This window comes from Streptomyces sp. AC550_RSS872 (assembly GCF_019049285.1).
Lineage (GTDB): Bacteria > Actinomycetota > Actinomycetes > Streptomycetales > Streptomycetaceae > Streptomyces.
Genome location: NZ_JAGMUL010000114.1, coordinates 25,598 through 50,893, shown reverse-complemented (window position 1 = coordinate 50,893; position 25,296 = coordinate 25,598). Strand labels below are relative to the sequence as shown.

At 72.3% G+C, this 25,296-nt stretch carries 21 protein-coding genes and 2 tRNA genes; 13 read left to right on the top strand and 10 right to left on the bottom strand.

What is annotated here, in order from left to right:
- Window position 1: 1 nt before the first annotated feature.
- Window positions 2-1,033: a carbohydrate ABC transporter permease gene (locus tag KUM44_RS32350; protein ID WP_217213312.1), complete on the top strand. Its 1,032-nt coding sequence runs from the start codon at window positions 2-4 to the stop codon at window positions 1,031-1,033.
- Window positions 1,030-1,908: a carbohydrate ABC transporter permease gene (locus tag KUM44_RS32345; protein ID WP_217213311.1), complete on the top strand. Its 879-nt coding sequence runs from the start codon at window positions 1,030-1,032 to the stop codon at window positions 1,906-1,908. The genes KUM44_RS32350 and KUM44_RS32345 overlap by 4 nt, the downstream gene beginning before the upstream one ends.
- Here KUM44_RS32345 and KUM44_RS32340 read toward each other — a convergent pair.
- Both KUM44_RS32340 and KUM44_RS32335 read right to left on the bottom strand, forming a co-directional pair.
- A complete protein-coding gene (locus tag KUM44_RS32340; RefSeq protein ID WP_217213310.1) occupies window positions 1,872-4,166 on the bottom strand; it encodes a glycoside hydrolase family 3 N-terminal domain-containing protein in 2,295 nt (764 codons plus the stop codon). The genes KUM44_RS32345 and KUM44_RS32340 overlap by 37 nt on opposite strands.
- A gap of 144 nt (window positions 4,167-4,310) precedes the next feature.
- Window positions 4,311-5,339 carry a BadF/BadG/BcrA/BcrD ATPase family protein gene (locus KUM44_RS32335; protein ID WP_217213309.1) on the bottom strand — a complete coding sequence of 343 codons (1,029 nt, stop codon included), beginning with the start codon at window positions 5,337-5,339 and terminating at the stop codon, window positions 4,311-4,313.
- 58 nt (window positions 5,340-5,397) lie between these two features.
- On the opposite strand from KUM44_RS32335, the gene KUM44_RS32330 reads away from it, so the two are divergent.
- Window positions 5,398-6,645 (top strand): cellulase family glycosylhydrolase, encoded by a 1,248-nt coding sequence (locus tag KUM44_RS32330; RefSeq protein ID WP_217213308.1) that lies wholly within the window; start codon window positions 5,398-5,400, stop codon window positions 6,643-6,645.
- Between the two features lie 24 nt (window positions 6,646-6,669).
- On the opposite strand, the gene KUM44_RS32325 is transcribed toward KUM44_RS32330, so the two are convergent.
- On the bottom strand, window positions 6,670-8,169 hold the full coding sequence (locus KUM44_RS32325; protein ID WP_217213307.1) for a glycoside hydrolase family 3 N-terminal domain-containing protein: 1,500 nt from the start codon (window positions 8,167-8,169) through the stop codon (window positions 6,670-6,672).
- A gap of 169 nt (window positions 8,170-8,338) precedes the next feature.
- On the opposite strand from KUM44_RS32325, the gene KUM44_RS32320 reads away from it, so the two are divergent.
- From KUM44_RS32320 to KUM44_RS32305, 4 genes are all read left to right on the top strand, one after another.
- Window positions 8,339-8,410 (top strand) — tRNA-Tyr (locus KUM44_RS32320).
- 3 nt (window positions 8,411-8,413) lie between these two features.
- Window positions 8,414-8,485 (top strand) — tRNA-Gln (locus KUM44_RS32315).
- A 3-nt stretch (window positions 8,486-8,488) separates the two neighbouring features.
- Window positions 8,489-10,792 carry a hypothetical protein gene (locus KUM44_RS32310; RefSeq protein WP_217213306.1) on the top strand — a complete coding sequence of 768 codons (2,304 nt, stop codon included), beginning with the start codon at window positions 8,489-8,491 and terminating at the stop codon, window positions 10,790-10,792.
- A gap of 231 nt (window positions 10,793-11,023) precedes the next feature.
- Window positions 11,024-12,046 carry a lysylphosphatidylglycerol synthase transmembrane domain-containing protein gene (locus KUM44_RS32305; RefSeq protein ID WP_217213305.1) on the top strand — a complete coding sequence of 341 codons (1,023 nt, stop codon included), beginning with the start codon at window positions 11,024-11,026 and terminating at the stop codon, window positions 12,044-12,046.
- Window positions 12,047-12,076: 30 nt separating this feature from the next.
- Here the strand turns inward: KUM44_RS32305 and KUM44_RS32300 are convergent, their stop codons facing one another.
- Together KUM44_RS32300 and KUM44_RS32295 are read right to left on the bottom strand one after the other, a co-directional pair.
- Window positions 12,077-12,823 carry a PP2C family serine/threonine-protein phosphatase gene (locus tag KUM44_RS32300; RefSeq protein ID WP_217213304.1) on the bottom strand — a complete coding sequence of 249 codons (747 nt, stop codon included), beginning with the start codon at window positions 12,821-12,823 and terminating at the stop codon, window positions 12,077-12,079.
- A gap of 393 nt (window positions 12,824-13,216) precedes the next feature.
- The gene (locus KUM44_RS32295) at window positions 13,217-14,170 is read right to left on the bottom strand and encodes a LysR family transcriptional regulator (RefSeq protein WP_217213303.1); all 954 of its coding nucleotides are present in this window, start codon (window positions 14,168-14,170) and stop codon (window positions 13,217-13,219) included.
- A gap of 171 nt (window positions 14,171-14,341) precedes the next feature.
- Here KUM44_RS32295 and KUM44_RS32290 point away from each other — a divergent pair, with 171 nt between their 5' ends.
- Both KUM44_RS32290 and KUM44_RS32285 read left to right on the top strand, forming a co-directional pair.
- The gene (locus KUM44_RS32290; protein ID WP_217213302.1) at window positions 14,342-15,460 is read left to right on the top strand and encodes a PrpF domain-containing protein; all 1,119 of its coding nucleotides are present in this window, start codon (window positions 14,342-14,344) and stop codon (window positions 15,458-15,460) included.
- A gap of 106 nt (window positions 15,461-15,566) precedes the next feature.
- On the top strand, window positions 15,567-16,820 hold the full coding sequence (locus KUM44_RS32285; protein ID WP_254390440.1) for an SLC13 family permease: 1,254 nt from the start codon (window positions 15,567-15,569) through the stop codon (window positions 16,818-16,820).
- Window positions 16,821-16,976: 156 nt separating this feature from the next.
- Here KUM44_RS32285 and KUM44_RS32280 read toward each other — a convergent pair whose 3' ends face one another.
- The 5 genes from KUM44_RS32280 to KUM44_RS32260 all read right to left on the bottom strand — a co-directional run bounded on the left by KUM44_RS32280 (window position 16,977) and on the right by KUM44_RS32260 (window position 20,972).
- Complete coding sequence (locus KUM44_RS32280) at window positions 16,977-17,237, bottom strand: hypothetical protein (protein WP_217213301.1); 261 nt, start codon at window positions 17,235-17,237, stop codon at window positions 16,977-16,979.
- Between the two features lie 427 nt (window positions 17,238-17,664).
- Window positions 17,665-18,072, bottom strand: a complete 408-nt coding sequence (msrB, locus tag KUM44_RS32275; RefSeq protein WP_217213300.1) for a peptide-methionine (R)-S-oxide reductase MsrB — start codon at window positions 18,070-18,072, stop codon at window positions 17,665-17,667.
- 13 nt (window positions 18,073-18,085) lie between these two features.
- A complete protein-coding gene (gene murC / locus KUM44_RS32270) occupies window positions 18,086-19,477 on the bottom strand; it encodes a UDP-N-acetylmuramate--L-alanine ligase (protein WP_217213299.1) in 1,392 nt (463 codons plus the stop codon).
- A 118-nt stretch (window positions 19,478-19,595) separates the two neighbouring features.
- On the bottom strand, window positions 19,596-20,069 hold the full coding sequence (locus KUM44_RS32265; protein ID WP_217213298.1) for an indole-3-glycerol phosphate synthase: 474 nt from the start codon (window positions 20,067-20,069) through the stop codon (window positions 19,596-19,598).
- A gap of 150 nt (window positions 20,070-20,219) precedes the next feature.
- Window positions 20,220-20,972, bottom strand: a complete 753-nt coding sequence (locus tag KUM44_RS32260; RefSeq protein ID WP_217213425.1) for a pyrimidine reductase family protein — start codon at window positions 20,970-20,972, stop codon at window positions 20,220-20,222.
- Between the two features lie 406 nt (window positions 20,973-21,378).
- On the opposite strand from KUM44_RS32260, the gene zapE reads away from it, so the two are divergent.
- The 4 genes from zapE (at window position 21,379) to KUM44_RS32240 (ending at window position 25,187) form a co-directional block, all read left to right on the top strand.
- On the top strand, window positions 21,379-22,488 hold the full coding sequence (zapE, locus tag KUM44_RS32255; protein WP_217213297.1) for a cell division protein ZapE: 1,110 nt from the start codon (window positions 21,379-21,381) through the stop codon (window positions 22,486-22,488).
- A 175-nt stretch (window positions 22,489-22,663) separates the two neighbouring features.
- Window positions 22,664-23,068, top strand: a complete 405-nt coding sequence (locus KUM44_RS32250) for a hypothetical protein (protein ID WP_217213296.1) — start codon at window positions 22,664-22,666, stop codon at window positions 23,066-23,068.
- A gap of 77 nt (window positions 23,069-23,145) precedes the next feature.
- The gene (locus KUM44_RS32245) at window positions 23,146-23,724 is read left to right on the top strand and encodes a carbonic anhydrase (RefSeq protein ID WP_217213295.1); all 579 of its coding nucleotides are present in this window, start codon (window positions 23,146-23,148) and stop codon (window positions 23,722-23,724) included.
- A gap of 8 nt (window positions 23,725-23,732) precedes the next feature.
- On the top strand, window positions 23,733-25,187 hold the full coding sequence (locus KUM44_RS32240) for a SulP family inorganic anion transporter (protein WP_217213294.1): 1,455 nt from the start codon (window positions 23,733-23,735) through the stop codon (window positions 25,185-25,187).
- Window positions 25,188-25,296: the final 109 nt, after the last annotated feature.

The following is a 25,296-nucleotide window of genomic DNA, read 5'->3' as shown; positions in this document are numbered from 1 at the left end:
GATGGCTCAGCACACCGTGGACCAGGCGCCCGTTCCCGCTCCCCTCGGGGCGGGCGCCCCCCGCCCCGGCTCCGTACCCGAACCGCCGGGGCGCCTGCGCCGCGCCCTCCGCTCCGTCACGCCCGGCCCGGCGGCGGACGCTGGGGGCGCGGCGCTCTACCGCCGCTGGTGGCTGCCCTGGCTGTGGATGCTCCCGGCGATCGTCGGCACGACGGTCTTCGGCGTCTTCCCCTTCCTCAACACGATCCTGGTGTCCTTCACCGACGCCAAGCCGCTCGGCGGCGCGTACAACGTGGTGGGGCTGGACAACTACACCCGCATGCTGGGGGATTCGGACTTCTGGCTGGCGACCCGCAACAGCATCCTGTACGCCGTGATCGTCGTCCCCCTGATGATCCTGCTGCCGCTGCTGCTCGCGGTCCTGGTGGAGAAGAACCTCCCGGGCATCGGCTTCTTCCGCTCCGCCTTCTACACCCCGGTCCTCGCCTCCAGCGTGGTCGTCGGCCTGAGCTGGCAGTGGCTGCTGAGCGACCAGGGCCTGGTCAACACCTGGCTCCAGAAGGCGCACATCATCCGGGACGCCATCCCCTTCCTGTCCGACTCCTGGCTGATCCTGCTGTCGGCGATGGGCCTGACCCTCTGGAAGGGCCTCGGCTGGTACATGATCTTCTACCTGGCCGCCCTCGGGAACGTGCCCAGGGAACTCCATGAGGCGGCCGCCGTGGACGGCGCCGGGGCGGTGCGCCGCTTCTGGCACGTGACCGTGCCCGGCGTACGCCAGTCGATGATGCTGGTCGGCACCCTCACCGGCATCGGCTCGCTGCGTGTCTTCACCGAGATCTACATGCTCGGCGGCGCCACCGGCGGCCCCGGCGGCGCCGACCGCACGCTCCCCTTCTACATCCGGGACGTCGGCCTCGACCCGCTCACCGGCAACGCCGGATACGGCGCTGCGGTCAGCGTCGCCCTGTTCGCGCTCACCCTGGGCCTGACGCTGCTCGCCCAGCGCCTGACGAAGGAGGACGAGGGATGACGACGGCCGTCGAGAAGAACCGGCGCCTGACCCCGCGCTGGCGGGACTACGGCCGCCCCCGCGAACTGGTCGTCCGCTACCTGCTGTTGGTGTTCGTCCTGTTCATCACCGTGGGCCCGCTGGCCTGGCAGGTGCTGTCGTCGCTCAAGGGCCCCACCGAGGACGTCTTCGGCGCCGGCGCCTCCCTCCTCCCGCACCACCCCACCCTGCGGGCCTACGAGCAGGTCTTCGCCCAGGTCCCGGTGTGGACGTACATCCGGAACAGCCTGTTCGTCGCGGTCATCTCGATCACCAGTCAGCTGGTCTTCTCCACGATGGCCGGCTACATGCTCTCCAAGCCCGCCTGGAAGGGCCGGGGACTGGTGTGGGTGCTGCTGATGGCCTCCATGATGTTCCCCTTCGAGTCGATCATGGTGTCGCTGTTCCTGAGCGTCCGTGACATGGGTCTGGTCGACAACCTCGTCGGTGTCTGGCTGCCCGGCTTCGTCGCCGCGATCAACGTCCTCATCATGCGGGCCGCGTTCCTCGCCGTGCCGCGCGAGATCGAGGACGCGGCGATGCTGGACGGCGCGGGCGAGTGGAAGCGATTCCGCCACCTGTACCTCCCGTCCGCGTACGGCGCGATCCTGGTCGTCACCATCAACACCTTCATCAGCGCCTGGGACGACTTCCTCTGGCCGCTGATCGTGCTGCGCTCCGAGGAGCACTTCACGCTGACGCTGGGCCTGGCCCGGCTTCAGACGTCGTCGTTCGGCTACGACCAGCGGCTGGTGATGGCGGGATCGGTGATCTCGGTGATCCCGGTGCTGGTGCTGTTCGTGATCACGCAGCGGTGGTTCTACAAGGGGGTCTCGTCGGGCGCCGTGAAGCTCTGAGTCGGTACGGCGGTCAGGGCCGCCCGCGCCGACTCCGCGACACGGAACTCGACCACCGTGTCCCTGCCGGGCAGACCGGCGCCGAGCGGGAACGTCACCGTACGGGTCTCGCCCGGCGCCAGGTCGACGGCCCGGAAGCCGCACAGCTCCAGCGTGCGCGGCCATACGGGGGTCCGCAGCCGGCGCAGGTACAGCTGGGCGACGGAACGGCCGTGACGCCGACCGGTGTTGGTGATGTCGACCTCGACGGTGTGCCCGGACAGCCGCGGCGGGCCGTACGCGAAGCTCGTGTACGACAGCCCGTGCCCGAAGGAGTAGAGCGGCTCGGCGTCCTCGTCCGCATAGCCGCCGTACTCGGTGTCCTTGTGGTTGTAGTACACGGGGAGCTGGGCGGCGGAGCGCGGCACCGACACCGGGAGCCGGCCGACGGGTTCGGCGAGGCCGAGCAGTACCTCGGCGAGCGCGTCGCCGCCCCAGGGGCCCGGGTACCAGGCGGTGAGCAGGGCGGCGGCTGCGGTGGCGGGGACGACGTGCGGCCGGCCCTGGACCAGCACGACCACGGTCGGCGTCCCGGTCGCGACGACGGCCTCCAGCAGCGCGTTCTGGGCCTTCCCGAGCCGCAGCCCGGCCAGGTCGACGCCCTCGCCGCAGGTCATCTCGGAGACGACGGTGCGCGCGGCACCGTTGGCGTCGAACTCCGTGCCGGGCGTACGGGCGCTGCTGCCGCCCAGCGCCAGCACGGCCAGGTCGGAGGCGGCGGCCGCGGCGACCGCTTCGGGGATGCCGGACAGGTCGTCGCCGGTGAGGGCGCAGCCGGGGGCGTGACGGATGTCGAGGCCGGGCGGGGCGAGACGCCGTAGTCCGTCGAGGAGGCTCACTCCCGTGCCGGGGCGCTGCGGCGCGGTGTAGTCGCCCAACTGGTGGGCGACGGTGGCGGACTGGGGGCCGAGGACGGCGACCCGGGTGACGGACGCCGGCAGGGGCAGGACCCCGGCGTCGTTGTGCAGGAGGGTGACCGCGCTCCGGGCGACAGCCGTGCTCACCTCCCGGCCATGCGCCGGGAAGGGGGTGGTGCCGTCCCCGGTGCCGTCCCCGGTCCCGGCCTTCTGATCGAACAGCCGCAGCCTGAACTTGAGCCGCAGGACGCGGGCGACCGCGGTGTCGAGGACCTCCTCGGCCACCAGCCCCCGCTCGACCGCCTCCTCCAGATGCGTGAAGCCCTCGTCCCAGAGGCTCAGATCGACACCGGCGCCGAGCGCGAGGGCGCCCGCGGACACCTTGTCGCCGGTGATCCTGGCGAGCCGGTCCACCGCGAGGCCGTCGGCCATCACCAGGCCCTCGAACCCCCAGCGTTCTCTGAGGAGTCCGGTGAGCAGCGCCCGGTTCCCGGAGCAGGGCATTCCGTCCACCTCGTTGTACGCGGCCATGACGGCGGCTGCCCCGGCGCGGACGCCTGCGCGGGCGGCCGGGAGGTGGATCTCGTGCAGCTCGCGCAGGCCCAGCTCGGACTCGGCGGAGTTGCGGCCGCCGACGGTGGCGCCCTGTCCGGCGAAGTGCTTGAGGACGACGGGAGCCTTGTCGGCGGCGAAGTACTCGGCGGGCTCGCCCTGCATGCCGCGTACGACGGCCTCCGTGAACCGGGCGGCGAGGTAGGGGTCCTCCCCGAAGCACTCCTCGGTGCGGCCCCAGCGGGGGTCGCGGGCGATGTCGAGCGCCGAGACGAGGGCCACGTGGCCGCCGCGGGACCGCAGTTCGGCGGCGGCGTGGGCGGCGGCGCGTTCGTACAGCCCGGGGTTCCAGGTGGCACCGGCCGCCAGATTGACCGGGAGGACCGTGCCGTCCAGTGCCATGTGCCCGTGCGGCACCTCCTCGACGAACAGCGCGGGAATCCCGAGCCGGCTGCGCTCGACGACATGCCGCTGCACGAGCGCGGCGAGGGCCGCACCGTCCTCGGCGCCGGGCCCGTTGGTGTGGTCGACGCCGGACCAGGCGTCGGCGCGCTGGAGGCCGTAGAGGGCGCCGAGCCCCTCGAAGCGGTCGGTCTCGGCGTAGAGCGCGTCGGTGAGTTCGAAGCCGCCGTCGGGGGTGCGTCGGTAGGCGTCCCAGCCGTACATCCGCTGGTTGAGCTGGCCCGCCTTCTCGCGCAGCGTCATACGGGAGAGCAGGTCGCGGACCCGGGTGTCGACGGGGGCGGTGGGATCGAGGTAGCGGGGGCGGTCGGCCCGGAGGGGCGCGACCGCGTGGTCCGGAGTCGGCATGCGGCCGGTCCCCTTTCGTGCGAGCGGCTGGTGCGGTGTCGGGTCGTGGGGGGATTTCGCTGCCGGTGGGGCGCGCATGCGTGCCGCCCCATCGGGCGGGGTCCGACGCCGGTCGGGCGAGCGGGCCGTGGCGCCGGTCCTGCCTCAGACGGCGAGGCGTGCGAGGGCGACCGCTCCGCGGGAGCCGTCGGGCACCCAGTCGAGGGTGAGTCCGAGGTGCTGGAGCCGAGCGGTGAGGGGGCCGGTGAGCGGGCCTTCGGGTCCGAGCAGGCCCCCGGTCGCGACGATCCGCTCGCCGGAGCGCGGTTCGAGGGCGCGGACGGTGTCGGCGAGGTGGTCGGCGGCCGTTTCGAGGATCCCCGTGGCGAGGGCGTCCTGGTGCCGGGCGGCGGCCTCGGCCACGAGCGGGGCGAGCCGGGCCAGGTGGACAGGTGGCCGGTCCATCACGGCGGGGAGCAGGTGCATGCGGTAGGCCTCGCGCCGGGCCCGGGTCCAGGCTCCGGTGTCGTACGGGCCCGGCTGCTCCCCCGGCAGGACATCCTCGGGCACGTCCAGCGCCCGCCCCACCGACGCGGCCAGCGCCGTCGGCCCGCCCCGTCCGTCGGCCATGCGCAGCGCCAGCCGTACCGCCTCGCGCCCGATCCAGAAGCCGCCGCCGTCGTCGCCGAGCAGCCAGCCGTCGCCGCCCGCGGTCTCGGTGCACACGCGTGCGGTGATGCGCACCGCTACCGCGCCGGTGCCGGCCACCAGGGCGAGCCCGTCGGCGGGGTGGCCGGGCGCGGAGGCGAACGCGGCCTCGATGTCGCTGTGGATCTCGATCGAGTCGGCGCCGATGCCCAGCCGGCGCAGGGCGACGGTGACAGCGGCGTGCGCCCTGACCCGGCCCGGCTCCTCCGGAGCGGTCCGCGAGGCGCCCGCGAACCCGCCCGCCACCGCGACGACACGGCCGCGCACCGCCTCCGGCACGGCTTGTGCGAGGGCCTCGGCGAGGTGCTCGGTGAGCTGCGCGCCGGGCACGGTCAGGGCGTTGCCGGGCCCGGAGACACCCTCGCCCTCGGGGTCGCCGCCGTGCGCGGGCGCGAGGACGGCACGCGTACGGGTGCCACCGGCGTCGAGGCCCACGACGTACGCCGGTGCCCGTCCGGCCGAGCTTTGGTTCAAATCACTATTCATCGTCGCCCATGGTGGTTGATACATTCGCGGCAGACAAGAGACAGACGCACCCGAGCCCGTGCAAGGCCGGCCCGAGGAGGATCCCATCCACCCGCTCCGCTTCGGCGTCAACTACACGCCCCGCCACGGCTGGTTCCACTCCTGGCACGACTTCGACCCGCCGCGCGCCCGTGCGGACCTGGACCGGATCGCCGGTCTCGGTCTCGACCATGTCCGCGTCTTCCACCTCTGGCCGCTGCTCCAGCCCAACCGCACCCTCGTCCGCCCCGCGGCGGTCGACCAGCTGGCGCACCTCGTCGACCTGGCCGGCGAGGCCGGTCTGGACGTGATGGTGGATGGCATCCAGGGCCATCTGTCGAGCTTCGACTTCTACCCGGAGTGGACCCGCAGCTGGCACCACCGCAACGTCTTCACGGACCCGGAGGCCATCGAGGCCCAGGCCGATCTCCTGCGTACCCTGGGCCGCGCGCTCGCCGGACGCCCGAACCTCATCGGCCTCCAGCTCGGCAACGAGCTCAACAACCTGGTGGAGCACAACCCGGTGACGGCCGACGAGGTCGACCACTACCTCGACACCCTCCTGGCGGCGGCCCGCGACGGACTCGGCCCCGACGGCGGCCTGGTCACGCACTCCGCCTACGACGCGGCCTGGTACGGCGACGACCACGCCTTCACCCCCGAGTCCTCGGCCCGCAAGGGCGATCTGACGACCGTCCACCCCTGGGTGTTCTCCGGCGACTGCGCCCGCCGCTACGGCCCTCGTTCCCCGCAGGTCCGGCACCTCGCCGAGTACGGCACCGAGCTGGCCAAGGCGTACGCCACCGACCCCGCCCGCCCCGTCTGGGTCCAGGAGACGGGCGCCCCCGCACCGCACATCCCGGCCGCCGATGCCCCCGACTTCGCGCGCGCCACCGTACGCAACGCGGCCGAGTGCGCGGGGCTGTGGGGCGTGACCTGGTGGTGCTCGCACGACGTGGACCGGTCGCTGGCCGACTTCCCGGAACTGGAGTACACGCTGGGCCTGTTCGACTCGACGGGCCGCGCCAAGCCGGTCGCCGAGGCCCTCGCCGAGACGATCACCGGCCTGCGCGCGACCCCGGACCCGGCCCGCCCCCGCGACACCGCCCTGCTCCTGGACTGCACGCCGAGCACCCGGTCGGTGTCCGGTCCCGGCGGCGCGTACTTCGAGGCCTGGATGCGGATGCGGGCTAAGGGGCTGCGCCCGGCGGTCGTCCTGGCCGCGCGGGCGGAGGACGGTGAGTACCTGGCGGCCAGGGGGATCAAGGAGGTCGTACGGCCGGCCTGAGCCGCCCGGATCGGCCGGCGGGCGTCAGCCGACGGTGACGCCCGCCAACGCCTCGGCCACCGCCCGCAGGTTGACCCTCCCCCGCCCGTACGAGCACAGCGCGCCGCCCTCCGGCAGCCCCGTGTCCACCCGTACCGCGTCCGGCCGCCGCGCCAGCAGGGCGTCCCGCAGCCGGGCCTGCCAGGGGTGCAGTCCGGCGTCGCAGGTGGCCACGACCAGCGGAACGGACCCGCAGCAGCGCAGGATGCCGTCGGCGAGTTCGGCGGGGTCGGCCGGCTCTCCGGTGACCGCCGTGCCCGTGGACGTGGGGTCGACGGCGCGTATCTCGGTCAGCAGGTCCTCGCCGCCCCAGTTGAGCGCGGGGTGCGGCGGCGGGAACAGGTCGACGACATGGGCGCCGCGCACGGCGGGCGGCACGCCCCGGCCGCGCACGGCCCGGCGGGCGGCCTCGAGTCCGGCTCCCGTGTCCCAGCCGGCGACGTCGAGCACGGGGGTCGCGTAGCGCTCGGCGAGCCGCCGTACCCGGCCCGCGGCCTCCTCGATCCGCTCCTGCGCGAGCACTCCGGTGCGCAGTGCGCCGAGGACGGCGTCCCGGCAGTCCAGGGTGACGTTCAGATCCCCCACGGCGATGATCACCTGGTCCGCGCCGGCGGCCAGGGCGATGCGCGCGCCGGCCGCCTCGCCGTACCGGTCGGCGATCGCCTTCATCTCCAGGGCGTCGCTGACGAGGACGCCGTCGAAGCCGAGGTCGTGGCGGAGCAGATCGCCGAGGACGCGGCGGCTGAGCGTGGCGGGGCGGCCCGGGTCCAGGGCCGGGAAGACGACATGGGCGCTCATCAGCATCGGTACCCCGGCGTCGATCGCGGCGCGGAACGGTTCGATGTCGGCGCGGAGTTCGTCGTACGGCCGTGGGTCGACGGCGATGCCGTGGTGGCTGTCGGTGACGGTGCCGCCGTGGCCGGGGAAGTGCTTGGCGCAGGAGGCGACGGAGCGGGCCTCGGTGGCGGTGATCCAGGCCCGCAGATGGCGGGCGGCGAGGCCGGGGTCGGCGCCGAAGGAGCGGGTGCGCACGATCGGGTTGTCCGGCCGGTGCTGGAGGTCGGCCACGGGGGCGTAGGAGGCGGTGATGCCGAGGGTGGCCAGATGGCCGGCGAGGGCGTCGGCGCAGCGGGCGGTGAGGTTCGGGTCGTCGACGACGCCGAGGGCGTAGGAGCCGGGGACCTCGGGGGCGCCGGCGGCGACCAGGTGGCCGATGCCGCCGCCCTCGTTGTCGATGGCGACGAGGAGGTCGGGGCGTATCGCGCGCAGTTCGTCGGTGAGCCGGCGCACCTGCCGGGCGTCGCGGATGTTGCGGGTGAAGAGGATGACCCCGCCGAGGCCGCGGTCGATGAGCTCCTTGAGCATGTCCGGCACGCTCGTGGCGCCGTCGAACCCGGCGACGAGACAGCGGTGGGCGGCTTCGTCCAGGTCGGCGGGGAGTGCGGTCGACCGGGAGGACACGTGTGCGTGCTCGAAGGGGCTCACCCCGGCAATGCTCTGGCTCGATCAGCCGAAAGTCAACCTCCGGGTGGATCACTTATTCAGAAGCGCCGCCTCGCGCGGCCGCACGCCCCGGCCGTGACGGCCGTGACGGCCGTGACGGCCGGAAACCGTTTGTACGGAGATCACAGGAGCACCTACCGTCGGTCTTCGTCGACGTGTAGCTCAGGAGCAGAGCACCGGGCTGTAATCCCGGAGGGCGCAGGGGCAGGACCTGCCACGTCGGCCGCGACGTGTAGCTCAGCAGCAGAGCACCGGGCTCTGGACCCGGAGGGCGCAGGGGCGGAACCTGCCACGTCGGCTTATGAACGACAACGCTGAGCAGCAGCGCCTCACCGCGGCCGCCTCCTACCCGGCGGCCCAGCTGGCCAAGGCCTTCACGACCGCGCTGACCCACCACGCCCCCGCCACCCGGCGCCGGGCCGAGGAGCGCGGGCAGCGCTGGCGTGCGGTCCTCGCGGGGATGGCCGCCGGCCGGCTGAGGGTCGGTTCCCGCACCCCGCTGGTCGGGCTGCCGGCCTGGGTGACGCCCGAGGTGATGCGGGGCGGCTTCGCGACCGGGACCCCCGGCGCCGGCGGCCCGCTCCAGCCGTACGAGACCGAGGCGGCGCTGAGTTTCGGAGTGCCCGCCGAGCGGCACGCGCTCTTCGCCCACTGCCTGACCGAAGCGGGACTCGCCTGGCTGTGGGCGCGGTTGGACGACGGCCACTACGAGGTCGGCGTGCCCGAGGAGGCCGCGCTGCTCACCGTGGCCTGGCTGGTGCGGCACGGGGCGACGGACGCGGCGCTGGATCTCGCGGCGGAACTGGAGCCGTTCGCCGACCGGCTGCGCTACCTGCCCCGCCCGACGGACGGCCCCGCACCGGACCCCGTCGCCGCCGTGCACCGCAACACCGTCTCCGACGCCGTCGACACCCTCGTACGGCGCCGGCCCCACGCGGCCGTCGAGGCCCAGCGCGAGGCGCTCGCCGTATGGCAGCCGTTCGGCGACGAACTGCTCGTCCACTGGCTGGAGACGGCGGGGGACGGCCGGGTGCTCGAACTCGCCCCGGACGCCGACTGGTTGGCGCGCGGCGCCGCCCTGTTGGCCCGCTACCGGCTGCTGGCCGCAGAGCACACCCGTTGCACCAAGCACCGCAACCCCAAGCAGAACCTGGGCATACTGCGCGGCGCGCTGGAGGAGACCGTCGCCGGACGGCCGCTGGACGCGCGCCGGCTCGGTCTGCTGCGGCACGCGGTGGAGTCCATGGTGCGCCGCCGCGGCCTGCCCGGTTCCGCACCGCACACGGCCCTGCGTCGGCAGCAGACACGCCAGGCGGCGCTGCCCTCCCACCACGCGCTGGCCCAGCTGATGCTGCGCCGGCTCGCCGAACTGCCCCAGGACACGGGCATCACCGACGTCCCGCCGCTGCTGACGCCCGTGACGGAGCGGGAGGAGCAGGAGACCGGCCTGCCCGCCGGGGCGCAGGTCCCGCCGGTGATCCGGCAGGTGGTCGAGGCCGCGCTGAGCGCACCGCTCGGCACCCTCGTGGAGCGGGGTGTCGTCCCGTCCGCCGAGGTCATGGCCGAGCTGGTCCCGCAGTTGGTCGCCACCACGACCGCGCGGGCGTACGGCGACGAGGCACTGCGGGATCTGATGGCCGCGAACTACCGCGCCTTCGGCAACCGCCGCTCACTGCTCCTGGTCAACCTGGAACGTCAGGTGCGTGTGGAGGAGCTGCCCTGGGTGCGGGCGGTGTCCGGGCAGCGGTCCGCCGTCATCGGCAAGGCGGACGAGGAAGGCGCGCTCACCGTGCTGCGGCAGCTCGGCGAGCTGGCCGTGCAGGCCTTCCCGGGCACGATCCTGCCCAACCCGCTCGTCCGCGAGCTCGGCGTGCTCGCCCGCCAGGGCGACCTGGGCGCGCCGTTCGTGGAGGAGCTGGCCGCCGACATCTTCATGGGCACGTTCAGCCCGAAGTTCCTCACCGCGGCGCGGATCGCGGGCGAACTGCTCGGCGGCACGCTGTACGAGCGCTACTACGGCATCGACTACAGGGCGATCCGCAACCTCGCGATCACCGAGACGGGCGCCGCGCTGAGCCGTTCCTACGGCGCCCGTACGTCTCCCGGTTTCGCGCGGCTGTGCACGGAGCGGGCCGGCGCGGCCTCGTCCGGGTCCTGTTCCGTGGCGGCGAGCGGCACGGTGATCGAGCAGGCGCAGATCCTCACCACGCACAACCTGGCCACGCTGGTCCACCGGGTGGAGATCGCCCCGCGGCCCGGCTTCGCCGACCTGGCGCACCGCTGCTTCGGCACCGTGTGCCGGCTGACGGCCCGGGTCCAGGGCAACCCGCGCCCGCTGCCCACCATCAAGGACGCGGCATACGCCTGGCGCCAGATGCTGTTCCACCTGTCCCTGTGCCCGCCCGCCGAACAGCGCCGCTTCCTCTCCGGGCCGGCCGAGGAGACGGCCCGCCACCCGGCCCACGTGGCGACCCGGCTGGCCCCGGCCCTGGCGGGCCTGGCCCTGACGGTCGAGGGCGGCGCCTTCGACACCGACGGAACGGCGGACGGGGGCGGCGCACGCCGGTTCCTGGGGTGGAGCACGACGGGGCACTGGATGCGCTGACAGGACGGCAGGGCGGCGGGGCGGGCGCGGTCACCGGCCGGGGGTTCGGGGCGGGGCGGACCGGGCATAGGCAATACCCCCGGCCACGTCGCCCGCCCGCCGACGTCGCTTCGACTGCCGGACACCACGACGTCATACCGGACGGGCACGTTTCCGTCGTCCCCTCCTGCCTCGCCCTCTAGCCGTCCGCCCCGCGTCCTCGCGGTCAGGACGCGGAAGGACGACCGCGCCGTGTCCTCGCTCCCGCTCAGTGATCTCCCCGCATCGCTGCCCGCCCGCCCCGTCGCCGCTCCCGCCGGTTCCCGCCTCTCCCCCGCCCGCCTCGCCCGCCTCGCCCGCCACGCCCTGACGCTGCTCCCGCTCCTGCTGATCGGGGCGTGGGCGGTGGCCGACTGGCACACCGTCCGCGACGGCGTCGTCCGGCTCGCCCATGCCGACCCCGGCTGGCTGCTGGCCGGTCTCTTCTTCACCTGCATGGGCTGGGTGATCGCCGCGGTCGTCCGCCAGGGCGCCCTGCCCGAGCGGCTCCCACCGGGCCTGCTGCTCGCGTCGCAGTTCGCGGCCGGCGCCGCCAACCAGGTGCTCCCGGCCGGCCTCGGCGCCCATGCCGTCACCCTGCGCTTCCTCCAGAACCGCGGCATCCCGCTGGCCCGGGCCACCGCGTCGCTCGCCCTGTACTCGCTGGTCAAACCGATCGCGAAGACGGCTGTACTCCTCGCCTTCCTCGTGGCCTTCCCCGACCTGCTGCACCTCGGCGAACTCATCCCGGACGAGCGGACGTTGCTCATGGTCGCCGCAGGCGTGGCGCTCGGCCTCGTCACGGCAGGCGTACTCGTGACAGCCGTACGACCGCTGCGGCGCCCCCTGCTCTGCTTCCTGCGCACCGCCCTGACCGACGCGCGGATCCTGCACACCCGGCCCAGCCGTGTCCTCGCCCTCTGGGGCGGGGCCGCCGCCACCCCGCTGCTCCAGGCGAGCGTGATCGCCTCGGTCGGCTTCGCGCTCGGGCTGCCGCTGTCCTGGACACAGGTGGTCCTCGCTCTCCTCCTCGCCAGCACGGCGGCCGGCGCCGTACCCGCGCCGGGCGGTATCGGCCCCGTGGACGCGGCCCTGGTGTTCACGATGGTCACCTTCGGCGCCCCGATGGGCCTGGCCGCGGCCACCGTCATCGGCTACCGCGTCCTGACGGTCTGGGTGCCGCTGCTGCCGGGCGCCCTGGTGCTCTCGATCATGGTCCAGCGCAAGATCCTGTGACCCGCCGGGCCGGCGGACCGACCTGCCCGCTCACTCCTGCCCGACCCGCACCACCGCCACCGTGATGTTGTCGGGCCCGCCCGCCTCGATGGCGGCCTTCCACAGCTCGAAGGCAGCCCGGCCGTCGTCGTGCTCCCGCAGCACCTCCTCCAGTACCTCCGTGGGCAGCGGGTCCGTCAGTCCGTCCGAGCAGACGAGACAGCGTTCGCCGGGCGTCAGGGGTTCTGCCGTGACATGGGGATGGACGGCGCGGTAGGTGGGCGATCCGCCCAGGCACTGGGTGACGAGGGAGGTGGTGCTCCCGGCCGGGTGCGGAGGGCTGTCGTCGACGCTCAGCTGGCGCAGCCCGTCATCCGACGCGGCGAAGACCCGGCTGTCGCCCACGTTGAACGCCATGAGCGAGTCGGGCTGGACGACGACTCCGGCGATCGTCGTCCCCATGGCGCTGAGCTCGCCGCCCCGGTCGCCCCCGGCCGCCTGGTACACGGCGCGGTTGCAGGCGTTCAGGGCGTCACGGACGGCGACCTCGCCGGTCAGCGCGGGACCGAGCGAGGCGATCCGGCGGACCACCAGGGCGCTGGCCAGATCACCGCCGGGATGCCCGCCGAGCCCGTCGGCGACGGCCACCACGAGAGGCGTGCCCAGCGGGAAGACCAGGGTCTGCGGATTCTCGGTCACGGTGGCGCACAGCGTCCACGGTCCGACGACGAGGCTGTCCTCGTTCCGTTCGCGCAGCAGTCCGGGATGGCTGATCGCACTCACCGCGACATACGGCATGCAGCGCCACCGCCTTCCCGCACCGGACCGACCGACCGCCTGGCCGGACGTCCCCTACGAGTCTAGGAAACCCGGCATCCGGCGTGCCAACGCGGCGGAGGCCTCCAGCCGAGGGAACCAGCACGGACAGGAGCGGGCCGTCCCCCGGGTGCAGGAGCCCCTTGCCGGGCTGCACGGGATAACCCACCGCGCTCCTGGGGATCCGCAGGCCGAGGAGTTCACCGGCGGCGGCCAGCCGTTCCTCATTGAACCCAGCACCCCCCACATCTCTGGAGCAGCAGCCGTCAGCAAGAACGAACATGCCGCGGTGATCAACTCGCAGTCGGCCAAGGGCGTTTCAGGTGAGCAGGGCACGTCACGGCTTGGCTGGGGGCCCAGCTCGTGGCCGGACCGTCAGCCCCGCCGGACCGCCCCGAGCTGGGCCCGGTGCAGGTCCGGGGCGGTGAATCGCTGCGCCACCGTGCGCAGGACGCGGGCCATCGCCTGGGCCGGTGGAGTGGCGGGGCGTGCCGCGGCGCGTGCGAGGAGGATGCGGCGGGTGGGGGCCGGAACGTCGGAGGCGAACGGCAGGAGGCGTACGTCGCTGCGTCGGCTGGTGAGGGCGAGGCGGGGTGCGAGCGCGATACCGAGGCCGGCGGCGACCATGGCCTGCGCCTCCTGGTAGTCGTGCGACGAGTAGGCGATGCGCGGCTCGAATCCCGCCTGGCGACAGCTTCGGCGCAGGACGTCGGCGACGGGGTGGTTGTCGGCGCGGATGATCCACTCCTGGTCGGCAAGGTCGCCGAGGCGCACGGAGGGATGTGTGCGCAGGGGTGAGTCGGCGGGGACGACCAGCACCGTGGGGTCGTCCAGCAGGTGGGTGAGGGCGAGCGCCGGATCGTCGAGGCGGTTCCATTCGTAGTCCCAGAGCAGCCCCTGCTCCACCTCGCCGGTGTGCAGCATCTCCCTGAGTTCCGCGAGGACTCCGGCGCGTACCTCGATGCGGATGCCGGCGTGGCGGCGTCTGAAACGCGTGAGCGCCAGCGGCAGCAGGGACGCGCTCGCCGTGGGGAAGGAACCGAGGCGCAGGGTGCCCTGGTCGAGGGCGGTGAAGGAGTCCAGGTCGGCCTGGGCGGCACGGAGTTCCCGACGGATGGCCCGACCGCGTTCGGCCAGCGCGAGACCCGGCGGGGTGGGGCGGATACCGCGTGGCAGCCGCTCGATGAGGGGCTGCCCTGCCTCCTGCTCCAGCAGGGACATCTGCTGGGAGGCGGCGGAGGTGGTCATGCCGAGGGCTTCCGCCGCGGCAGTCAGTGAACCGCGTTCGGTGGCCTCGGTGAGCAGCAGCAGACGGCGCACGTTGAGCATGCCATCGACTTTAGCTGAGCTAAACCCAGGTGAAGCGAACTGCGATTGTTCCGAAGTCATGGCTCTGCGAAGGTCTCCGCAATCGCCGAGCGGTTCACCGGCCCGCAATGCGCCCGTAACCGGTGCCTCGGCCCTTTCCTTACCTCCGTTGATCCAGGAAGAGCCTCAGACGTGCACATTCCCGCGACCCTGGTGCGTGGCGGCACAAGCAAGTGCTGGCTGTTCAACCAGGTCGAAGTCCCCGCCGACCGAGGCGACCTCGAAAGGCTGCTGGTCGCCGCGTACGGCGCCACCGACCCCGTGGAGCTGGACGGAGTGGGCGGGGCGACCCCCACCACCTCGAAAGCGGCCGTGGTCAGCGCCTCACCCCAGCCTGGCGTCGACGTCGACTACCTGTTCGCTCAAGTCGGCATCGGGACGGGCTCGGTGGAGTGGACGAGCAACTGCGGCAACTGCGCCACCGGCGTCGCCCTGTACGCGGTGACCAAAGGAATGGTTCCGGTCACCGGCGACCGGACGCGCGTGGTGATGCGCAACACCAATACCGGCGCGGTCCTCGAAGGGATCGTCGACACCCCCGGAGGCGTGGTGCACCACTTCGGCCGCCAGACGGTGCCCGGCACCCGGGCCGGCGGGGTCGCGGTCGGCCTCACCTTCCGCGCCCCGGCCCGTACCACTGCCTCACTGCTTCCCACCGGCCAGGCCGCCCAGGGCCTACGGGTCGGCGCCGCCGAGCCGGTACGCGTGAGCATGGTGACCGCGGGAGCTCCGGTCGTCCTGGTCGACGCCGCCAGTGCCGGGCGTACCGGTGCCGAGTCACTGGAGCGGATGAGCGCGGACGTCCCCTGGCTGCGCACCGTCCGTCATACCGCCGCACCCCTGATGGGGCTGCTCGAGCCGGGCGAGGAACCGGGCGACGCGGTGCCCAAGGTGGGCCTGGTCGGCCCGCCGGTGCCGTACACCACCACCCTCGGTGAACCGGTCGGCGCCGAGGACTACGACGTGTCGGTGCGCATGCTCAGCATGAACGCACCGCACCCCGCGATCGGCCTGACCTCTGCCGTCGCCGTCGCGGCGGCCGGGCTGCTGGAGGGGTCCGTGGTCTCCCGGACAACGGGCGGCCCGAGCGACGAATGGTTGCGCCTCGGCACGCCCGCCGGCGTCGTCGCGGTCCGCTGCACCGATGTAAGGGACGGCCTGCCGCACCGGGTCACCGTGCAGCGCGCGGCCCGTCTGCTCGCCGATGCCCGGATCTACGTACCGGAAGCAGGCCGCCCGCAAGCCGCCTGAACCACGACGAACATCACCTCGGTCGGACGGCTGCCAGCCGTCCGCACCGGGATACTCTCGCGCCCTCGGGGCGCGCCACCCCGTCCCCACCGCACCAAGGACAAAGATGTCTGCTGAAGTGATCTCCATAGGCGCCCTGCTGGTGATGTTCGTGGTCGGCACCGTGCTGCCGATCAACCTCGGCATCCTCGCCTTCGTCGCCACCTTCGTGGTCGGCACCGCCTCGCTCGGCCTCACCGAGGACGAGATCTTCGAGGGGTTCCCGGCGAAGCTCTTCGTCACCATCGTCGGAGTCACCTACCTGTTCTCCGTCGCCCGCCGCAACGGCACCATCGACTGGCTCGTCGCGGCCGGGGTGCGGCTGGTACGCGGCAAGGTCGCGCTGATCCCCTGGGTGCTGTTCCTGGTGGCCGCTCTGCTGACGGCGTTCGGTACGTTCACCCCGGCCGCGGTGGCGATCCTCGCGCCGATCGGCATGAACTTCGCCTACCGCTACAAGCTCAACCCGCTGGTCGTCGGCATGATGGTGATCAGCGGCGGGCACGCGGGCGCGTTCTCCCCGCTGGCCGTCTCCGGTGCGCTGGTGCTCGGCCTCGTCGACAAGACCGATCTCCAGGTCTCCGCCGTGGCGCTGTTCAGCGCCAGCTTCGTGATCAATCTGGTGCTCTCGATCCTCACCTACGCCCTGCTCGCCAAGCGTCCCGCACCGCTGGTCGAGGGCGCCGCGGAGGCAGCTGACGACGAGGACCTCGCCGTCTCCGGCAGGCCCGACTGGCGGCAGTGGCTCACCCTCGTCTCTCTGGCGGCCCTCGTCGTCGGCGCGCTCGGCTTCCACTTGGAGATCGGCTTCCTCGCGCTGGCGGCCGGCGCCCTGCTGGCCCTGGTGGACATGAAGCGGCAGGAGAAGGCCGTGGACGGCGTCAGCTGGTCCACCCTGCTGCTCGTCGCGGGCATGATGACGTACATCGCGATGCTGGAGAAGGCCGGCATCATCGAGGAGATCTCCGAGCACGCGGCGGGTCTCGGCGCCCCGGTCGTCGTCGCCCTGCTGCTGTGCTTCACCGTCGCCATCACCTCCGCCTTCGCCTCCTCCACCGCGATTCTCACGGCGATCATCCCCATCGCCGTACCGCTGCTGCTCTCGAGCCACCTCAGCGCAGTCGGACTGATCGCCGCGCTCGCCGTCTCCACGACGATCGTCGACACCTCCCCCTTCTCGACCAACGGAGCACTCGTCCTCAGCAACGCCCGTGGGGTGGACGCCCGCCGCTTCTACCGCCAGGTCATCGGCTACACCGGCGGAATCGTCGCCCTCGGCCCCGTCGTCGCCTGGGGCGCCCTGGTCCTGCCCTGGTCATAGCAGAGAGAGGCGACGACGGACAGCGGAGGGCGCCGAGCTGGACCACGCACGGTGCCCTCCGTGCTGCTTTCGACGCTATGCGGGTAAGGCCCTCACCCGGAGGTCAAGCGAGGGCCGCTTCCGCATCGGGACCATCGCACCCGACCCCGCCTGCCGTCACGGGCCGTCCCTGCGCCTCTGCGGCCTACAGACCCGCTCCTGGCCATGTACGCGGTCCCCCACGATGGCGAGAACGGCGATCGACAGCTCGTTGACGGTGGAGGGCCCGCGCTGGTCGGGACGCTGCCCGAGCAGGTTGGAGGTGAATCCGCTCGCGTCGACCGAGCTCAGGTCCACGTCCTCGGCGCCGACGGCGCTCACCGTGAACGGTCCGGCCCGAAGGCCGGCGGCGCGCGGGATCTCGGTGCCCTTCGTCACGACGACCGTGCAGCTTCCGTCTGCACACGCCCCCAGCTCGTCCGGGGTTGACGGCTTCATCGGCTTCGCCGCGGCCGGCGAAGCCGATGAGGAGGGCTTCGTGGGCGTTGGCGAGGCGGGCGACGGTTCGGCCGAACGCGGGGGTGGGCCGGCGCGGGCGCCCCCGCGTCGCCGCCCTAGTCGGAGCCGCAGCCGGTCAGCGCGGCGGCGAAGGCCAGGGCACGGACGACTCCCGCCGGGCCGGGCCCCGCAGACAGCCCAGCCTGGCCCTACGGCTGCGGGCCGATGATTCCGATGTGCTCACCGGACCGTTCTGGACGCGGGTGCCCGGGAGGGGTCCCGCGCCTGTCGCATCCTGACCGGCGAAGATTCCCTTCGGTCGAGAGGCAGGTGCCGACTCATCAGCACCACCTTGTAACCGCTCCGGTCAGCCCTCGTCGGGGATCAAGCGCAAGGAGATCGAGTTGATGCAGTACCGCTGATCCGTCGGCGTCGGATACCCCTCACCCTCAAACACATGCCCAAGATGCGACCCGCACCGCGCGCACCGCACCTCGGTGCGGACCATCCCGTGCGAGCGGTCCTCGATGAGCTCGACCGCGTCGGTGTCCTTCGGGTCGTAGAAGGAAGGCCAGCCGCAGTGGGACTCGAACTTCGTGGTGGAGGTGAACAGTTCGGCGCCGCAGGCGCGGCAGGAGTAGACGCCCGTCGTCTTGGTGTTGGTGTACTCACCGGTGAAGGCGGGCTCCGTGGCGGCCTGGCGCAGCACGGCGTACTCCGCCGGGGTCAGCTCCGTGCGCCACTGCTCGTCCGGCTTTTCGACGTCGTACGACATGAGTGCTTGCCCCTCACTTCGACAGGCGGTCCAGGATGAGCGGGCCAAGGTCGGTGACATCGCCCGCGCCCATGGTGAGAACGAGATCACCGGGCTTCGCCATTCCCGCGATCAGGGCGGGCACCTCGCTCTTGTCGTGCACCGGGGTGACGTCGGCGCCGGCCGCGCGGGCAGCGTCGAGGACCAGCTCGCTGGTGACCCCGGGGATCGGGTCCTCGCGGGCCGGGTAGATGTCCAGGACCAGCGAGGAGTCCGCGAGGGCGAGGGCGTCGCCCATCTCCTTGCCGAGCTCCTGTGTGCGGGAGAACAGGTGGGGCTGGTAGACGACCACGATCCGGGCGTCCCCGGCGGCGGCGCGCATGGCCTCCAGGTCGGCCGTCATCTCGGTCGGGTGGTGGGCGTAGGAGTCGATGACCTGGACGCCCGCGGCCTCGCCCTTCAGCTGAAGCCTCCGCTTGACGCCCGTGTAGGCCGCGATCGCCGGGGCCAGCTCGGCGGCCGGGACGCCGAGCGCGGCACCGGCTGCCAGGGCGGCCACGGCGTTGAGCGCGTAGTGCCGGCCGGGGACGGAGACGGTGAAGGTGAGCTCCTGGCCGTCCAGCAGGACCGTGACCTGGCTCTTCAGTCCCTGCGCCCGCACGGACAGGACCCGCACGTCGGCGTCCTCGGCCTCGCCGTACGTCACCACCCGCACATCACCGTCCGCGACCCGCCGGGTCAGTTCCCGCGCCCCGTCCTGGTCGGCCGAGATCACCAGGGTGCCGCCCTCGGTGATGCGGTCGGTGAACGTCACGAAGGACTCGTAGATCTCGTCCATCGAGGCGTAGTTGGCGTGGTGGTCGAGCTCGACGTTCAGGACGATGGCGACGTCGGGCGCGTACTTGTGGAAGCTGCGGTCCGATTCGTCCGCCTCGGCGACGAAGATGTCGCCCTCGCCGTGCAGGGCGTTCGAGCCGGGCGCGTCGAGGTCGCCGCCGATGGCGTACGACGGCCGCAGACCCAGCTCGGTCAGGGAGACCGCCAGCATCGACGTCGTGGTCGTCTTGCCGTGCGTACCGGCGACCGCGATCGGCCGCAGCCCGTCCATCAGCGAGGCGAGCGCGTCGGAGCGGTGCACCACCGGGATGCCCAGTTCGGCGGCGCGGGCCAGCTCGGGGTTGTCCTGGCGGATCGCCGACGACACGACGACACAGCTGGCGTCGTCCGCGAGGTGCTCCGCCGCGTGCCCGATGTGCACGGTCGCCCCCAGCGCCCGCAGCGCCTCGGCGGTCGCCGACTCCCTGGCATCACTGCCCGCCACCTTGGCCCCACGCTGCGCGAGAATCTTCGCGATCCCCGACATCCCGGCCCCGCCGATGCCGATGAAGTGCGGTCGGTCCATGGCGGTGGGAATGCCGGGTGCCATGCGTGTTCTCCAAGGATTGCGATACGACGATGAGGCCCCAGCCTATTGGGTAAGGAGGCTGGCCTCGCGCCTGGGACGCAGGGACCGCACCCGGCAAACCACCGAAGCCCCTACGGCACTACACCCTGCTGTGCGAGAACAGCTTCAGCACCGGCACCCCCACCTTGTGCCGAGCCCGAGACGCCCAGTCCCGGTGGAAGAACTCCTCCACGTAGTGGGGATCCGTCAGCACGATCACCTCATCCGCGCCCACCTCGTCCACCACGGCCCTCAGCGCGTCGAGCGGGTGGTCCTCCAGCAGCCGCCCCTCCGCCTCCGCCCCGGCCGTACGCAACGCGGTCAGCGACACCTCCAGCGCCCGCTCCCCCGTACTCAGCGCCTCCTCGCCCTCCGGGGTGCTCCCCTCCCGGACCGCCTCGTCCAGCTCGCCGAGCGCGATGTCGTCGATGGCGCGCAGCAACCTGTCTGCCTGCTCGCCGCGCGGCTGGAGCAGCACATGGAACGAGACCTGTTCGTCCCCGTGCAAGGTGGTGACGAACTCCACGTCGGCGGACGTCAGGGCCTTCTCGATCATCAAAACGCTTGTGAACACCGGGCGCCCCTTCTGCGGAAACCATCCTGCCCCGTGCTCGCACGGGGACTGCGAGTTTTAGTGTGCCCGGCGGAAGCTAAACGGAACGGTGGATTCCGCCGTTTTCGGGACCACGGGATACATAGAACCCCTTTTCGAACCGAACTGACCTCACGTCCGCCGGTACCGGCTGAACAGAAAGCCGTCCTCCTCCAGCAGCGACACCAGCTCGAACCGTTTCGGAACGGCCACCGACGGCCCGCCGGCGATGCGCTGGGCGCCTCCGGCGGTGAGCATCGGGGAGATCGTCAGACAGAGCTCGTCGAGCACTCCGGCGGCCACCAGCTGCCCGAGCAACCGTGGCCCGCCCTCGGTCAGCAGCCGGGTGTGACCGAGCTCGGCGAGGGCCTGGACGGCGCGTACGGGGTCCACGCCCACGCCGTCACCGGCGATCACCACCCGGGCGCCGGCCTTCTCGGCCGCAGCGACCCGGTCCGGTGCCGCGGCGGCGCCGGTCAGGATCAGGGTGGGCACCAGGGGCGAGGTGAAGAGCGGCAGGCTGTAGTCGAGCTCCAGGCCTGCGCTCACCACCGCGATGGCCGGCGCGGGGCCCTGTCCGGCCGCCTCGCGCGCCTCGGCGAACTCCTCACGCGCGCGTGCCGGCCGGTATCCCTCCTGGCGTACCGTTTCGGCGCCGACGATCACGACGTCGGCCAGCGCCCGCAGCGTGCCGAAGATCCGCATGTCGGTCGCGGTGGAGATGGGCTGCGAACGTCCGTCGTGCTGGGCGGCCCCGTCCAGCGTGGACACCATGTTGGCCCGCAGCCAGGGCACCGGCCCTCCCGGCCCGGGCTCCGGATAGGCATAAGCGGCGGCCAGCTCGGCAAGACTCCACTCCCGGTCGCCCGGATCGCCCCCCGGCAGAGCCCTCGCATCAGCGCCCGCCCGACGATCCCCGCCGACGCCGGACGCACTGAAGGCGGGAAGCCCGGCCGTCTCGAAGCCGGTGGCCCCGGCCCCCTGGATCGCGGCCCCTTCCTCGGCGGCCGCCACCCCACTCCCCTCGGCAGCCCCGCCCGCCGGGGTAGCGCCCGGTGCGCCGGAAGCGTCAGCCTTCGGTCCACCGCCCGCCGAGGCCGTACCGGCGTCCCCGGCTCCCGCCCGACGACCGACAGCCCGCCCGGGCCCGCCGGTCACAGGTCCCCCTTCGGCAGCTCCCACCCCGTCGTCCCCGGCCGGACCGCCGGAGGCCTTCGCTGCTGTTTCATCGGTCACAGGGAACAGGCGTCGCATGTCATGGAGTGTGGCACGGCGCTTAGCATGGTGAACCGTGTCGTCCTCCTCCGCCGTGTCCAAGCCGAGCCCGATAGCCGAAGCGAGCCCGCTGTCCCTGTGCGCCCGTGAGCCGCACGTCCCGGCGGACCGGCTGGTCGCCGAGATGGTGCCGCCGCCGCGCTTCGACTCGGTCCGCTTCGGCACGTACATCCCGGACCCGAACCAGCCCAGCCAGATCGAGGCGGTCGGAGTCCTGGAGGCCTTCGCGGCCGGGCTCGGCGGAGCGCACGCGAGCGGCGCCGGGAAGGCCAAGCGCGGTTTCCTCGGGTTCGGCAGGCCAAAGGCGCCCAAGGTGCCGGCGGGCCCCCGCGGCGTCTACCTGGACGGCGGCTACGGCGTCGGCAAGACCCACCTGCTCGCCTCCCTCTGGCACGCCACCCCGGCCGAGCCGTCCCTCAAGGCCTTCGGCACGTTCGTGGAGCTGACGAACCTCGTGGGCGCGCTCGGCTTCCAGCAGACGGTGCAGACCCTCTCCGGTCACCGTCTGCTGTGCATCGACGAGTTCGAGCTCGACGACCCCGGCGACACCGTCCTGGTCTCCACGCTGCTCGGCAAGCTCGTCGACGCGGGCGTCGCGCTCGCCGCCACCTCCAACACCCTGCCCGGCAAGCTCGGCGAGGGCCGCTTCGCGGCGGCCGACTTCCTGCGGGAGATCCAGGGCCTGTCGGCGCACTTCCGCCCCCTGCGCATCGACGGCGAGGACTACCGCCACCGCGGTCTGCCCGAGGCGCCGGCGCCCTACTCCGACGAACAGGTGACCAGGGCGGCGTACGCCACCGAGGGCGCCTCGCTCGACGACTTCCCGCATCTGCTGGAGCACCTCGCCCGGGTCCACCCCAGCCGTTACGGCGCGTTGACCGATGGCCTGAAGGCCGTGTGTCTCACGGACGTCCAGCCGATACCCGACCAGTCCACCGCGCTACGGCTCGTCGTGCTCGCGGACCGGCTCTACGACCGTGAAGTCCCGGTCCTGGCATCCGGACGGCCGTTCGACCAGCTGTTCAGTGAGGACATGCTCAAGGGCGGGTACCGCAAGAAGTACTTCCGCGCCATCTCGCGACTCACCGCGCTGGCCCGCGACGCCAAGGGCCTGCTAACCCACTAAGTCTCCCTGGTCAAGGGGTAGTTCAGGCCAAGCCACCCGCGCATTTCAGGCTCTCTTCAGCTCGAAACGCTAAGTTAACCCTGCAAACAACTTTGCCGGGTTAACGTGTTTCTTGACCAACGGTTGACTAAGCGTTGGCGCGCACAATAGGTGCGGACTGTCTGGAGGGGGGCGCATGTTCCGAGGTACGAGGGCACGGACCGTGGTGTCGCTCCTCGCCGCCGTTCTGCTCGCCCTCCAGTTCTTCGCACCCGCCGCTTCCTTCGCACACGCGCATACGGTCAGTCAGGCAGAGGCCAAAGCCCAGCCCGGAATCAAGCTCTCCGGCAAGGCGCTACGGGACGAGACCCTCACGTTCCGCCACTGCATGCCGTCGGGCAATGGGGACCCGACCGGCCCGCTGCGCACCCGGGACCAACTGCGCTTCGCCGACACCGGAGCCCAGGCACCCGACCGACCGTTGCTCACCCGGGACCCCGCGTCCGCGCACCAGCCGGGCACACCCGGCAGCGCGCATCAGCGCACGTCGAGATCCTCGACGTCCCACACTCCCGCGGGACTTCAGGTCTTCCGCTGCTGAGAGGCAGTGCAGTCCCCCCACCTCTGTCATGTAAACCCCGACGCGCCATTGCGGCGCGCCAGGAGGAGTCACCACACATGCAGCCCCTCATCGACAACGCCCGTACGTTCGGACAGCGCCCTGAGGAGTTCGCCAAACTGGCCGCAGGGCAGTCCCCGCAGGTCCTCTTCATCACCTGCTCCGACTCCCGGGTCGTACCGGCCCTGATCACGGGCGCCCGTCCCGGCGAGCTCTTCGAGCTGCGCACCGCGGGCAACATCGTCCCGCCGTACGCCTCCGCGCACCCCACCAGCGAGGCGGCCACCATCGAGTACGCCGTGGAGGTCCTCGGCGTCAGCGACATCGTGGTCTGCGGCCACTCCCACTGCGGTGCCGTCGGCGCGCTGGTGCGCGGCGACGACCTGGACGCCGTACCCGCCGTGCGCGACTGGCTCTCGCACGCCACCCCTCGCCCGTCCGGTGCCGCCGAGGACCCGGAGGTCGCCGAGGGCGTCCAGGCCCATGTGCTGACGCAGCTGCTGCGGCTGCGCTCGTACCCGTTCATCGAGAAGAAGCTGAAGGAGCGTCAACTCACCCTGCACGCCTGGTACTACGAGGTGCACAAGGGCGCCGTGCGCGCCCACAACGCCGAGACCGACGCGTTCGAGGCGCTGTGATCGGCATGATGACCAAATATCCTCACCTGCGGCAGGACTTCCTCGCCTCCGTCGTCGTGTTCCTGGTCGCCGTGCCGCTGTGCGTCGGCGTCGCCGTCGCCTCCGGTGTACCGGCCGAGCTGGGCCTGATCACCGGCATCGTGGGCGGACTCGTCACCGGGCTCATGCGCGGCAGCAGCCTTCAGGTGTCGGGGCCGGCCGCCGGTCTGACCGTCCTGGTCTTCGAAGCCGTCAGCGAGTTCGGCGTGGCCACGCTCGGTGTGATCGTGCTGATGGCCGGTCTGCTCCAGCTCGCCATGGGCTTCTCCGGGATCGGCCGCTGGTTCCGCGCGATATCCGTCTCGGTCGTCGAGGGCATGCTGTGCGGTATCGGTCTGGTGATCATCGCCGGGCAGATCTACGCGGCCGCAGGCCTGAAGGCCCCGAAGACCGGCATCGACAAGATCGTGGGGCTCCCGGAAGCCTTCGCCGACGCGTTCGGCAGCACTGAGGCGCTGGCCTCGCTGGCGATCGGGGCGGGCACCATCGCCGTGATCGCGCTGTGGAAGAAGATGCCGAAGGCGGTGCAGTCCGTGCCGGGCGCCCTCGCGGCGGTGGTCCTGGCCACGGTCACCTCGCTGGCCTTCAGCCTGCCCGTCGCCACCGTCCAGGTGGAGGGCCTGCTCGGTGTCATCCAGCCCCCCGGCGCCGAGGCCTTCGGTGAGCTGGCCAGTCCCGCCGTCTGGGGCACCATCGTCGCGTTCGCGCTGATCGCGTCCGCCGAGTCGCTGTTCAGCGCGGCGGCCGTGGACCGGCTGCACGACGGCCCGCGCACCGAGTACAACAAGGAGATGATCGCCCAGGGCGCGGGCAACGCGGTGTGCGGACTGCTCGGCGCGTTGCCCATGACCGCGGTGATCGTGCGCAGTTCCGCCAACGTCAACGCGGGCGCGAAGACCAAGGCGTCCCGGGTGCTGCACGGCGTGTGGCTGCTGCTGTTCGCCGCCGCGATGCCCTGGGCCCTCGCCCTGATCCCGATCCCCGCCCTGGCCGGCATCCTGGTGCACGCGGGCTGGAAGCTCATCCCGTTCCGCGAGGTCGCGGCGCTGTGGCGGAGCCACAAGGGCGAGGCGCTGATCCTGGTCGTCACCGCGGTCTCGATCGTCGCGGTGAACATGTTCGAGGGCGTGCTGATCGGTCTGGCCCTGTCGGTCGCCAAGACCGCCTGGGAGGCCTCGCACCTGAAGCTGGAGGTCATAGACAAGGGCGCCGGACCGATCCAGGCGTACCTGTCGGGCAACGCGACCTTCCTCAGGCTGCCGAAGATGCTCGACAGCCTGGAGGCCCTGCCCCAGGACCGCCCGGTGGAGCTGGACCTGTCCGGACTGCACCACCTGGACCACGCCTGCCGTACGGCCCTGGAGAACTGGGCCGAGCGGCACAGCGCGGTCGGCACGGAACCGGTGCGGCTCACCTCACCCTGACCGCCGTATGACCTCTGACGCGGCGTGAACCCCGGTCCGGGGCCGTCCATGGCCCCGGACCGGACACCGGGCATATCGTTACAGGAGCACAGGGAACGGCCCTCTCCGC

Bases quoted from the DNA above. Each gene is read 5' to 3' on its own strand.
- KUM44_RS32350 (WP_217213312.1), top strand. From the start codon at position 2: ATGGCTCAGCACACCGTGGACCAGGCGCCCGTTCCCGCTCCCCTCGGG.
- KUM44_RS32345 (WP_217213311.1), top strand. From the start codon at position 1,030: ATGACGACGGCCGTCGAGAAGAACCGGCGCCTGACCCCGCGCTGGCGG.
- msrB (WP_217213300.1), bottom strand. From the start codon at position 18,072: ATGTCGTACGACGTCGAAAAGCCGGACGAGCAGTGGCGCACGGAGCTG.
- KUM44_RS32245 (WP_217213295.1), top strand. From the start codon at position 23,146: ATGCAGCCCCTCATCGACAACGCCCGTACGTTCGGACAGCGCCCTGAG.
- KUM44_RS32340 (WP_217213310.1), bottom strand. From the start codon at position 4,166: ATGCCGACTCCGGACCACGCGGTCGCGCCCCTCCGGGCCGACCGCCCC.
- KUM44_RS32240 (WP_217213294.1), top strand. From the start codon at position 23,733: ATGACCAAATATCCTCACCTGCGGCAGGACTTCCTCGCCTCCGTCGTC.
- KUM44_RS32250 (WP_217213296.1), top strand. From the start codon at position 22,664: ATGTTCCGAGGTACGAGGGCACGGACCGTGGTGTCGCTCCTCGCCGCC.
- KUM44_RS32285 (WP_254390440.1), top strand. From the start codon at position 15,567: ATGTCTGCTGAAGTGATCTCCATAGGCGCCCTGCTGGTGATGTTCGTG.
- murC (WP_217213299.1), bottom strand. From the start codon at position 19,477: ATGGCACCCGGCATTCCCACCGCCATGGACCGACCGCACTTCATCGGC.
- KUM44_RS32295 (WP_217213303.1), bottom strand. From the start codon at position 14,170: ATGCTCAACGTGCGCCGTCTGCTGCTGCTCACCGAGGCCACCGAACGC.
- KUM44_RS32335 (WP_217213309.1), bottom strand. From the start codon at position 5,339: ATGAATAGTGATTTGAACCAAAGCTCGGCCGGACGGGCACCGGCGTAC.
- KUM44_RS32300 (WP_217213304.1), bottom strand. From the start codon at position 12,823: ATGCCGTATGTCGCGGTGAGTGCGATCAGCCATCCCGGACTGCTGCGC.
- KUM44_RS32310 (WP_217213306.1), top strand. From the start codon at position 8,489: ATGAACGACAACGCTGAGCAGCAGCGCCTCACCGCGGCCGCCTCCTAC.